Source organism: Fluviibacterium sp. S390, assembly GCF_049800695.1.
Classification (GTDB): domain Bacteria; phylum Pseudomonadota; class Alphaproteobacteria; order Rhodobacterales; family Rhodobacteraceae; genus Meridianimarinicoccus.
In genome coordinates this window covers 18159-29498 of sequence record NZ_JBNAFN010000001.1, presented here as the reverse complement: position 1 = coordinate 29498, position 11340 = coordinate 18159, and the positions used below count along the sequence as shown (strand labels likewise).

The following is an 11340-nucleotide window of genomic DNA, read 5'->3' as shown; positions in this document are numbered from 1 at the left end:
GCCAACGCGGCCTGGGGGGTCGTTACGTCAGGTCTCGCTACGGGTGCCGGATCGCGATAATCTGGGTTTGGTCCTTTGGACAGCGCCGTTGCGCTCGGCCTAGGCTGCGGCATCCGGGGCCTGCGCAGAAAACCTCGCGTGGGATCCAGTTCTGGAAGGGAGCACCCGTGAAATCCATTCGCCGAATTCTGATTTCATCTCTCTTGACTGCAAGCCTCGCAACGGCCGCCGGTGCCGATGACATGCGGTCCAAGCAGCTTGTGTTTGCAGCGGGGACAACGGGCACACAGGTGAGCGACAGCCTGACCGGCCGCGAAACGGTTCTGTACATGGTCGGCGCCGAAGCCGGGCAGACGATGACCGTGTCTTTGACCGTCAACAACACGGCGGGCTATTTCAACGTCTATGCGCCGGGCGCGGGGCCGGGCGACGCAGCCCTTGCCGTGGGCTCTCTGATCGGGCCGATGATGCCTGACCTCAACCGGTTCGAAGGCATCTTGCCGACCTCTGGCACCTACACGATCTCGGTCTATTTGTACCGTGCGGCGGCGCGGCGGGGAGAGGTTGCGGACTATACCCTGGATGTTGCCGTGACAGGTGCAACCGGCGAGGTGGTGCAGGGCGACTTTGCCGATGGTCTGGCGGGCGGACCGGATTTCTATCAGGTGGCCACCTCGGCAGGCGGGCCATTGAACCTGCGTGCAGGGCCGTCACAAGGAGCCGCCGTCGTGATCGCACTGGCGAACGGGACCAACCTGCGCAACCTGGGCTGCCGAATGGCCGAGGGCCGCCGCTGGTGCCGGGTGGCAACGCTGGCTGATCCCGGTGACGAGGGCTGGGCCGCAGGCGATTTCCTGATCGAGGGCAGCGGGACGCCCGCGCCCGCCCCGACGCCCGCATCGGATGCCGCTGTCGGGGGAACCGATGAACAGCGCGTGCACTTTGATCCGGGCGCATCGGGTGCGGAATTGACCGGCACGCTGCCCCCCGGTGCTTCGCACCGCTATGTCCTGGGGGCGAAGGACGGACAGTTTCTGACCGTGCGGGTGGCCGGGCAGGGGCCGGGCCTGTCGTATCAGATCTTCAATCCCGATCGCAGTTTCCTGCTGGATCAGATGTCTCGGGAACAGGACTATCGCGGCCAGCTTTGGCAGTCGGGCGATCACGTGGTCGAGGTCATCAATCGCGGCAATGACACCGCAAGCTACACCGTGACCTTCGGCATCGAATGACGGGCGGCGCGGGCCTGACAAATGGGCCCATCGCTGCAAACTCTTGACCCCTTAGAAAGGAATACTTCCATGGGAAAACTCTTGATTGGCGTAATCATGCTGGTCGTCGGCCTGTTGATCGGCGCCTTCGTCGGCGCGCCGATGATGATTGGTACGGCCGCAGGTGTGGGCATTGCCACCGGGCTTGGCGCCGGGATCTGCACCACCGTTCAGGCCGCACAGGATGAAGGCCTGCTGAGCGCCGAGCAGGTTGACCAGGTGCTGACCCGCGCCAGCCGCAACCTTGATACTGACGGCAGCTACGACGGTGAAATCGTCGGAAGTGCGGCCCAGTGCGAAGAGGTTCTGGCCAATCTGAAGGAAGCCGCCGCCAAATAGGCACACTGCGCGCTGGACATCCAAGACCAAGGCCGGGACCGCGAGACCCGCGGTCCCGGTATTTCTTCCCCCGGTTTGCGCAGCTCAAGGCGCCCCGGTGGGATGGCGCGCCATGAACCGCCGGATGCTGGCCGCATCCGGTTGGCGCCCCGTGAAGATCTCGACATAGCCGGGCATCAACGCAAGGCGCTGGTCCAGATCCTCGGTCACCTGCAGCGAGATATAGCCGATCTGGGTGTAGATCATGGTGAGCGCGCGCAGTTCCGCCTCGGTGCGGTCATAGCCGAACCGCAGGAACATCCCCACCATCGCCTCTTTGCGGCGCGCGTCGGCCTGATCAAGCCGCTGTTGCAGATCAGGATCATTGCGCGCCCAGTTGCGGATCGCCAGATCCAGCCGCGAGTCGAACAGGCTGTCGTCCAGCCAGCAATCGAACAGGTTGAACACAGCCTCGCAGATGCTGGCGGCATAGGCATCGCAACGTGCGACCAGATTGCCGGTGTTGGTGTCTTCCCAATGCCGGATCATCGCCTCCAGCAGCGCCTCGCGATCCTTGAAATGCCAGTAGAACCCGGTGCGGGTCAGGCCCAGCCGCTTGGCCAGCGGCATGATCTTGACCGCCTCGACGCCGCTTTCGGTCAGCACATCGTAGGCAGCCTTCAGCCAGATTTCTTCGGTGGCACGAGGACGGGCGGTGTCGGTCGGGGTCATGTTGGGAGTGTGGATTTACTTGACAGGTATGTCAAACAGCCCAACACTTATGTCAACAATTCGAGTCGAAAGGCACCGGCGATGCGTGAAGGGGTGGCGGAGAAACGCAGATCACGGCGGCGCACGCGGGGTGCCGGTGGCGCCCCCCGCAGCGGTGTTCCGGGCCAGAACCCGCATCTGGAAGTGCCTTTCATCACCCGTGGCATCCCGCCCTATGATCTTCTGGGCGAAGACGGGCTGGTTCGGATCGAGGCAACCGCCGACCGTATTCTGGCCGAGATCGGTGTTGAGTTTCGGGATGATCCCGAAACCGTGCAGTTGTTCCGCGACGCGGGCGGGCAGGTGACGGATCTGGGCGCGGGGCGCAGCAATATCCGGTTCGAACCGGGCCTGATCCGCGAGATCCTGCGCAGCGCGCCCGCGCGCTTCACCCAGCACGCCCGCAACCCGGCGCACTCGGTCGAGATCGGCGGCGACGCGGTGGTCTTTGCGCCCTCCTATGGGTCGCCCTTTGTCATGGATCTGGATCGCGGCCGCCGCTATGGCACGATCGAAGACTTTCGCAACTTCGTGAAACTGGCGCAGTCCAGCCCGTGGCTGCATCATTCCGGCGGCACCATCTGCGAGCCGACGGACATCGCCGTGAACAAGCGGCATCTGGACATGGTCTATGCCCATATCCGCTATTCGGACCGGGCTTTCCTGGGCTCGATCACAGCGCCCGAGCGGGCCGAGGACAGCATCGAGATGTGCCGCATCCTGTTTGGCGCAGAGTTCGTGGACCGCCATTGCGTCATCATGGGAAATTTCAACACCACCTCGCCGCTGGTGCTGGACGGGGTCACGACGCGCGGCATCCGGGCCTATGCGGCGGCCGGGCAGGGCTCGATCCATCTGCCGTTCCTTCTGGGCGGGGCGGTGTCGCCGCTGACCATGGCCGGATCGGTGGCGCAATGTCTGGCGGAAAGCATGACCTCCTGTGCGCTGACGCAACTGGTGCGCCCCGGCGCGCCGGCGGTACTGGCCAGTTTCCTCAGTTCCATGTCGCTGCGCTCGGGCTCACCCACCTTCGGCACGCCGGAACCGGCGCTGGGATCGCTGGTCATGGGGCAGTTGGCGCGGCGTCTGAACCTGCCGCTGCGCTGTGCGGGCAATTTCAGCACCTCGAAACTGCCCGATGCGCAGGCGATGCAGCAGGCGATGATGTCGATGCTGTCGGCGGTGCAATGCGGGGCCAACTACATACTGCATTCGGCGGGGTTTCTGGATGGGTTGCTCAGCATGTCCTACGAGAAATTCATGCTGGACGCGGATCTGTGCGGGGCCTTGCACGCCTATCTGAAGGGGGTCGAGGTCAGCGACGACACGCTGGCCTTCGACGCACTGGCCGAACACGGCCCCGGCGAGCATCTGTTTTCCACCGCCCACACCCTGCGCCACTACAAGACGGCCTATTGGGACAGCGCGCTGGACGACGCCCAGCCCTGGGAAACCTGGGATGAACAGGGCGGCGCCGACGCGGCGACACGGGCCAACCGGCGCTGGAAGGCGGTGCTGGCCGACTATGTCCCGCCCGCGCTGGATCCCGGCATCGACGACGGGTTACAGGACTTCATGGCTAGGAAAAAGGCGTCGATGGCCGACGCGTGGTACTGAGGTTGCCCATGTCCAAGGATCCCTTGCTTCAACCCTATCAGCTCAAGCATCTGACCCTGAGAAACCGGATCATGACCACCAGTCACGAACCGGCCTACCCCGAGGACGGGATGCCCAAGGACCGCTACCGGGCCTATCACGAAGAACGGGCCAGGGCCGGTGTCGCGCTGACCATGACCGCCGGATCGGCGGCGGTGTCAAAGGACAGCCCGCCGGTGTTCAACAACATCCTTGCCTACAAGGACGAGGTGGTGCCGTGGATCCGCAACCTGACCGACGCCTGCCACGACCACGGCTGCGCGGTGATGATCCAGCTGACGCACCTTGGCCGGCGCACCGGCTGGAACAAGGGCGACTGGCTGCCGTCGGTGTCGTCGTCGCGGCATCGCGAACCCGCGCACCGTTCCTTTCCCAAACTGATCGAGGATTGGGACATTGACCGTATTCTTGGCGACTTCGCCGATGCCGCGGAGCGCATGCAGGCGGGCGGCATGGACGGGATCGAATTGCAGGCCTATGGCCATCTGCTGGACCAGTTCTGGTCGCCGCTGACCAATGATCTGACCGGCCCCTACGGGGCGGATACGCTGGAAAACCGGCTGCGGTTTCCGCTGGATGTGCTGGCGGCGGTGCGCAAGCGGGTGGGGCCCGAGTTCATCGTCGGCTTCCGCTATACGGCGGACGAGGTGCAGAAGGGCGGCATCACGGCCGAGGAGGGGATCGAGATCTCCAGACGGCTGGCCGACACCGGGCAGGTGGATTTCCTCAACGTGATCCGGGGCCGCATCCACACCGATCCGGCGATGACCGACGTGATCCCGGTGCAGGGCATGAAGAACGCGCCGCATCTGGATTTCGCGGGTGCCGTGCGCAAGGCCACAGGCATGCCGACCTTCCATGCCGCGAAGATCCCCGATGTGGCGACCGCACGCCACGCGGTGGCGGCGGGCCTGCTGGATATGGTCGGCATGACGCGGGCGCATATGGCCGACCCGCATATCGTCCGCAAGATCGTCGAAGGCCGCGAAGAGGACATCCGCCCCTGTGTCGGTGCCACCTACTGCCTGGACCGGATCTATCAGGCGGGCGATGCCCTGTGCATGCACAACGCCGCGACCGGGCGGGAACTGACCATGCCGCATGAGATCGCGCGGGCGGCAACCCGCCGCAAGGTCGTCGTGGTCGGCGCCGGTCCGGGTGGGCTGGAAGCGGCCCGTGTCGCCGCCGAGCGGGGCCATGAGGTGGTGGTTCTGGAAGCCGCCGCCGATCCGGGCGGACAGGTGCGGCTGACCGCGCAATCGCCGCGCCGGCGCGAGATGATCTCGATCATCGACTGGCGCATGGCGCAATGCGCCGCGCGGGACGTGGACTTCCGTTTCAACACCTGGGCCGAGGCCGCGGATGTGGCCGCGATGCATCCAGACGTGGTGATCGTGGCCACCGGTGGTGTGCCCAACACCGGGCTGTTCGAAACGCGGGGGGAACCGGCCCATGTGGTCAGCACGTGGGACATCCTGTCGGGCGATGTGAAGCCCGCCGGGTCCGTGCTGATTTATGATGAAAGCGGTGATCATCCGGGGCTCCAGGCCGCCGAAATGGCGGCCCTGGCCGGATCGACGGTCGAGGTGATGACCCCCGACCGGGTGTTTGCCCCAGACATCATGGCGATGAACCTGGTGCCTTACATGCGGGCGCTGCAGGACAAGGACGTGACCTTTACCGTGACACGGCGGCTGCTGGACGTGCGGCGCGACGGCAACAAGCTGACCGCCACCATCGGCACCGACTACAGCGATCACCGCTTCGATGCGCAATACGATCAGGTGGTGGTGAACTATGGCACCCTGCCGCTGGAGGACCTGTATTTCGACCTCAAGCCGCTGTCGTCAAACGGCGGGGCGGTGGATCACGATGCGCTTCTGGAAGGTCGGCCCCAGACCCTGTGCCGCAACCCGGACGGCCGGTTCCAATTGTTCCGCATCGGCGACGCGGTCAGCGCCCGCAACACCCATGCCGCGATCTATGACGCGCTGCGGCTGGTCAAGGACATCTAGGCGCTGGCTGCCAGGGGGCGGGCCATCAGGACATCCACCTGCGCGACGATCCGATCGATTTCGGGTATGGTCTGACCCAGTGCACGGCCACTGAGTTGGATGATCTTGTCAACGCGTTCGATGTTCGGAGCACCCGCTGCGATGGCACGGGCGAAAGAGGAAGGCCGGACCAGGCCACGCGCGGCACGTGCATAGTGCGAAAACGGAACGATATCGCCGTCACCCGCACCGGCAGCGCGCACGACCTCCAGCGTCTGGTCATAGATCCTCTGGCTGGCTTCGGGATCCGCGCCAACGGCTTCGGCAATGGACACGATGCTTCCATCCGGGCCGACACAACGGCAGTTGCCGGCCATCAGCATGGGCCATTTGGCCATCGGAACATGCAGTGCGTCATGCGCAAGCAGGCGCACTGGCAGCGGTCGACCATCCTGACGATAGGCAGACACATCGCGCGAGAGCGTTTCCAGCAGTTCTTGATGTGCAGCCTGTTCGAACGGAGCCACCTTGAAATTCGACGCCAGCGTGACCGACAGTTCGTTGGTCCTTTCGGGATCCATGCGCACGGCCTGGGCGTCGGGACTGGCGGCCGAGATCAGCGCCGGGTCAAGATGCTGCCACACCGACCACGCGGTGTAGGCCGGGCGCAGCTGTACGGTGTCGAATGCGTTCAGGCGCGCCAGGAAGGGCGGCGGCAGGGCATTCATCAGCGATACAACCGGCAGGCCGGATGCGCCGATCCGGCGTACAAGCCCGGCCACATCCTCGGACGCGTATTGCGGCTCGCTCATGGCAAGGAACACCATGTCGAAGGGCGACAGATCCACATCGACCCCGGCAAGGCACAGCGCGTTGTCCTTGACCGTTCCGATGGTGCCCGGCGCTGACATCGTGGTGTTGGGCGTGCCGTCCCGCTTCAGGAACGAGATCTGCGCGCCGTCGCTGGCAATACTGGATTGTTCCGAGGCGCGGCACACCACAGTCACACGATGGCCGGCCAACAGGATGCGAACCGCGGGCAGCAGCCCATAGGCCGCCCCCAGCATCAGGATGTTCATCTTGGACATGTCTGGCTCCTCTTCATACTTGTTTCTTGGCCAACTTGCTTTGGAAGGACAGCGGGATGTCGGCCAGCCGATAGATGCCCAACCGCGTCAGCAGCGGGCGCAGGGCAATGCCCAGCAGCACACCGAAAGCCAGTTGGAATACCACGCTGGCCCCTCGCAACTCGCCACGTCCGAAGATGTCCGAGAACACCGATCCGGTCGCATGGTGGGACAGGTAGATGATCAGCGAATGTGCCGCCAAGAGCATCACGACGCTGGTTACGATCCGCGGCAGTGTGATCTGAGGCATCAGCACGCAGAACAACAGTGCAATGACCCACCAGCCTTCGGCGTGAGATCTGTAGAACAGGGCGCTGACCGCAAAATGCAGCAGCACGAAGGCGAAGCTGGCCACCACCCGGCGCTGCGTGTCGGCAGCGGCAACCACGGCGCCAATGACCAGGAACGGCATCGTCGTGGTCGGCCATGAGAGCAGGTAGAACGAGGTCTTTTCGAAGTCGCCGGTCCACTGGGCCAGCGCCGCGATGGTGCCCACCCCTGCCAATTCAGAGATGCAGAACAACCCGACCAGGCTGCGTCACAGATCCCGCCGCAGCAGTGCACGGATGCGGGGCACGGCCAGCAAGACACCGATCACCAGGAACATCTGCAAATAGCTGTGCAGGAACCACAGAAATTCCAACTGGATCTGGTAGTGATCCCGGCCAAGCACCATGAATTCGAAAAAGGGTGCCAGATTGCGATAGGGCAGCAACGTGGACAGATGGGCGTCGTTGTCCATCACCGTGTGTTTCAGATAGTAGACCAGCGAAATCGCGGCCATGGGCACTATGAGCCGCGCCATCAGCGTCAGAATCCGTCCGGCATGGTCGTCCCGCAGAATGGCGGGCAACTGCATGCGTACGAAGGCAAAGCCGGTCAGAACAAACAGGATGATCGAGGCTCCGACCGGCAGCTTCAACCCGGTGTGGAAGGCCACGATCACCGCAATGGCAAGGGCCCGGATCAGGATGAAACTGTCCATCCGGCCCATGGCGATCCAGCGTTTCGACGCCGACCCGCTGGATTTGGCCGCCGGTTGTTGGGCGGCCAGTTCCGAAACGGTCAGCCATTGCCAGCCGTCTGGCAGGGTGAAGCCCGCGCCTTCCAGATCCAGTCGCGCCTCGATAGTGCCAATGCTGTCGATGCCCAGATCGGCCAGCGACTGGTTGCGTGCGACAAAGGTGCGGTTTGTGTTTCGGGCCAGCAGCTTCGAAATCGCGATCTCTTCCGCACCTTTCGGCTGGGCATCGGGCTTGCCAGTCTCGGCTCTGGCCGCTTTTGCCGCCAAAGCCACCAGCGCAGGCTTGTCGACCTTGCCATTGGGCGTGGCCGGGAATCCATCAAGCACCAAGATCTGCGCAGGCACCATGTAGGCGGGCACGTTTTGGGCCAGTCGCGCCTTCACGGTCCCTTCGGCGACGGAGGTGCCGGGCGCCAGCACGAACAGAAGGATGCGATCGTCCGCAACCAGGGCCGTCGCCTGCTTCACCCCGGAAATCCCCTCGGCAAACGCCTCGATCTCGCCCAGTTCCACCCGGAACCCGTTGATCTTGACCTGACCGTCCCGTCGTCCGGCAAAGGTGATCTCGCCGCCCGGCATCATGTAGGCCAAATCGCCGGTGAAATGGCGCAGCGCGCCCGCGCCCTTTGTCTCTGACAGCTTGTCGTTGGCCCCGATGATCGGGTCGGCCAGCATGGCCGTCAGTTCGCCGACCTCGCCGATCGCCACCGGTGTTGCGTCTTCTGCCAAAACCGCCGCCCCTGTCCATGGCAGTGTTCGCCCCAAGGGAATTTCCCCGGCGGGCGGCGCGTTTCGCTGGATCTCGTGGATCAGGAAGGCTTGTGGCGTTTCGGTGGTGCCGAACACGTTGAACTGGCGGGCTTTGGGCACGCGCGACTGCCATTCCGCGACCACGGACCGGGGCAGGCGCTCTCCGCCCCAGAAAATGGCGCACAGATGGTCGAAGCGGTGGTCCTGGGAAGCGCCCGTTGTCAGCAGCCTTGCGGAGGCAGGGCTGAACCGCACGACGTTGCATTGTGCCGTGGCCATGAGTGCGCGCAGCCGCTCGGGCGTTGCCATTTCGCAGGGTGTCGGAACCGCCACGGTGCCACCATGCGACAGGGGCAGAAGCACGTCGCGCAGGGTTGGATCATGGGCCAGGCCCGCCATCATCATGGTCACAACGGGGGTGTCCAGCGCCAGTGTCGCGGCCTGCCAGGCGACAAATCTCTGAACAGTCTGATCGGGATGGCTGATCAGTTTCGGCTGACCCGTCGTGCCCGATGTGAACATGTGGCAGGCCGCGTCTCGGGGTGGTCCGTCGATCACCCTGGCCCTGGCTGGATCGCCACACGCAACCAGCGTCCGCCCGCTGCGCAGGTCCGGCGGCAATTCCGCCCCGGCCTCGATGACGAAGCGCGCCTCAAGCCGGTCGAACATTTGGGAGATGCGCGCCGGCGGATAACTGGCATCAATGATCGCAAAGGACGCCCCGCTGGCGGATACCGCCAACAGGGCTTCGACCAATGCGGGATCGCGTTGGGCGAATATCACCACGCAATTGCCGGGCCCGGCTCCTGCGTCCTGCAGGCCTGCCACTCTGGCCCGAAGACGGTCTGCCAATGCCTTGTAGGTCAGGCGGTCCTTCGAAGTGACAAGTGCCACGGCATCCGGGGTCCGCGCTGCCCATTCCAAGAACGCGTTGTGCAGGCGATGCCTGGGGGTGGGGACCGTTGTGCCTTGCGGCAGCAATGCTTCGGCACCGGAGCGGGCTTGCTTGAGAATGTCCCGGCAGGAGGCCGCAGGATCCGCCAGAACGGCGCGCAGCAATCGGGCTTGCTGATCCAGAAAAAGCCGCGCGCGGGTGTCGGACAAATGCGCCTTGTCATAGAACGCCCGCGCGGTCAGAACGCCGCCATCCTCGGCCCAGACAAGGTTCAAATCGAATTCCGTCCGGCGATCCAGAAACTCGCGCGGGCCGACTTCCAGCGCGCCAGCCTTGATGCGCGCCGCCGGTGGGAACATGTTGATCGAAACGCTCGGTCCTTTCTGGGCGGCCAGAACGGCATCAAGGATCGGCGCACGCTCCAGCGCGACGGTGTTTCCCACCTGCTTGGCAAGATCCCGTGCGAAGCTGCCAAACGCACGGCCCGGATCAAAGCTCAGATCAAGGGGCAGGGTGTTGGAATAGGGCCCGACGATGGAATTGGAAGCCCCGAACACCTTGCGCCCTGAGGTCTGAAAAAAGCTCGACACCTGTGTTTCACCGGAATAGCCGTGCAGCCCCAACGCGTAGACGGCCGAGAACAGACCGAATTTCGTTGTGCCGATCGACTTGGCGGTCATCCGCACCGAGCGAGACAGATCGTCAAAGGACCGCTCGACGAAATGGCCTGCCGAGGATTCTTCGCCGGTTTCGAACCCGTCTCCGATCAGGCGCACGGGTTGTGGTAGCGCCGTCACCAGATCATTGACAGCGCGCAGCTCGGACGGGTCCTGGGCCGCTTTGATATCGATGTCGTAGTAGGAGGGCGCCGACGGCAGATCCTCCCCGGCATAGAGCTTGAGCAATTCCCGTGTCATCACGCCGCGAGAAAATCCATCGGTGGTGGCGTGATGGGCCGCAATGGTAAACCGCCATTGCTCGCCAAGGTTGGCGACGAGAACACGGATCAGCGATCCTGGCACCCTTGGATCCACGTCTTCGAAAACCAGCGGCAATGCCCAGGACCGGAACGCAGAGAGGCTGTCATCTGCAAGCCTGCAGCTGTGGTACTGAAACTGCGGTTCTTCGGAAATACGCGCCTGAACAGCCCCTTGAATGATGTCAAAAGAGGTGCGCAACGCGTCATGACGCAGAACCAGTTGCGTTGCCGCTGCCCGAAACCTTGTCTCGTCCAGTTGGCCCTGCACGAGATGGCCCATGGAAATCATGTACGACCCCGCCTCGGCGAGTTCGGACCTCACATAGCGGGTCTGGTTGGGCGTGGCCGTGACGGTTCTGAAATTGAACGCAGCAATGCGCTGAGCAGCACCGGACATGTCGTATCGTATACTCCTGATGCTGCGCGAGAGTTGTGAAGTCAGGCAGCCGCTTCACTCACAATTAAGCTATGGGTTGTTTGAATGTGTTGCAACTCTACTTTTCCGGGAATTCAGGAAACGTGCCCTTCGGCCGGGTTTTTGTCGTGGTAGCAAAA

Annotated in this window: 8 protein-coding genes; 4 read left to right on the top strand and 4 right to left on the bottom strand. The window is 63.8% G+C overall.

Features of this window, described 5'->3' with window-relative positions:
* Positions 1 to 290: 290 nt before the first annotated feature.
* On the top strand, positions 291 to 1232 hold the full coding sequence (locus ACP15K_RS00110; protein ID WP_424989521.1) for an SH3 domain-containing protein: 942 nt from the start codon (positions 291 to 293) through the stop codon (positions 1230 to 1232).
* Between the two features lie 69 nt (positions 1233 to 1301).
* Positions 1302 to 1610 (top strand): hypothetical protein, encoded by a 309-nt coding sequence (locus ACP15K_RS00105; protein ID WP_193139071.1) that lies wholly within the window; start codon positions 1302 to 1304, stop codon positions 1608 to 1610.
* Positions 1611 to 1694: 84 nt separating this feature from the next.
* Here ACP15K_RS00105 and ACP15K_RS00100 read toward each other — a convergent pair whose 3' ends face one another.
* On the bottom strand, positions 1695 to 2321 hold the full coding sequence (locus tag ACP15K_RS00100) for a TetR/AcrR family transcriptional regulator (RefSeq protein ID WP_424989520.1): 627 nt from the start codon (positions 2319 to 2321) through the stop codon (positions 1695 to 1697).
* Positions 2322 to 2402: 81 nt separating this feature from the next.
* Between ACP15K_RS00100 and ACP15K_RS00095 the strand changes: the two genes are divergently transcribed.
* On the top strand, positions 2403 to 3977 hold the full coding sequence (locus tag ACP15K_RS00095; protein WP_193139067.1) for a trimethylamine methyltransferase family protein: 1575 nt from the start codon (positions 2403 to 2405) through the stop codon (positions 3975 to 3977).
* 8 nt (positions 3978 to 3985) lie between these two features.
* Positions 3986 to 6031, top strand: a complete 2046-nt coding sequence (locus ACP15K_RS00090; RefSeq protein WP_424989519.1) for an FAD-dependent oxidoreductase — start codon at positions 3986 to 3988, stop codon at positions 6029 to 6031.
* Here ACP15K_RS00090 and ACP15K_RS00085 read toward each other — a convergent pair.
* From ACP15K_RS00085 to ACP15K_RS00075, 3 genes are read right to left on the bottom strand one after another with little or no spacing between them, the layout of a single operon-like run.
* Entirely contained in the window at positions 6028 to 7098 is a 1071-nt protein-coding gene (locus ACP15K_RS00085) for a ketopantoate reductase family protein (protein WP_424989518.1), read from the bottom strand. The genes ACP15K_RS00090 and ACP15K_RS00085 overlap by 4 nt on opposite strands.
* Positions 7099 to 7111: 13 nt before the next feature.
* Positions 7112 to 7633 (bottom strand): hypothetical protein, encoded by a 522-nt coding sequence (locus tag ACP15K_RS00080; RefSeq protein WP_424989517.1) that lies wholly within the window; start codon positions 7631 to 7633, stop codon positions 7112 to 7114.
* A 42-nt stretch (positions 7634 to 7675) separates the two neighbouring features.
* Positions 7676 to 11182: an AMP-binding protein gene (locus ACP15K_RS00075; protein ID WP_424989516.1), complete on the bottom strand. Its 3507-nt coding sequence runs from the start codon at positions 11180 to 11182 to the stop codon at positions 7676 to 7678.
* Positions 11183 to 11340 lie beyond the last annotated feature (158 nt).

What these genes read in the sequence shown, in the direction of transcription:
- ACP15K_RS00105 (WP_193139071.1), top strand. Translation starts at nt 1,302, where the DNA reads ATGGGAAAACTCTTGATTGGCGTAATCATGCTGGTCGTCGGCCTGTTG.
- ACP15K_RS00100 (WP_424989520.1), bottom strand. Translation starts at nt 2,321, where the DNA reads ATGACCCCGACCGACACCGCCCGTCCTCGTGCCACCGAAGAAATCTGG.
- ACP15K_RS00095 (WP_193139067.1), top strand. Translation starts at nt 2,403, where the DNA reads ATGCGTGAAGGGGTGGCGGAGAAACGCAGATCACGGCGGCGCACGCGG.
- ACP15K_RS00090 (WP_424989519.1), top strand. Translation starts at nt 3,986, where the DNA reads ATGTCCAAGGATCCCTTGCTTCAACCCTATCAGCTCAAGCATCTGACC.
- ACP15K_RS00085 (WP_424989518.1), bottom strand. Translation starts at nt 7,098, where the DNA reads ATGTCCAAGATGAACATCCTGATGCTGGGGGCGGCCTATGGGCTGCTG.
- ACP15K_RS00075 (WP_424989516.1), bottom strand. Translation starts at nt 11,182, where the DNA reads ATGTCCGGTGCTGCTCAGCGCATTGCTGCGTTCAATTTCAGAACCGTC.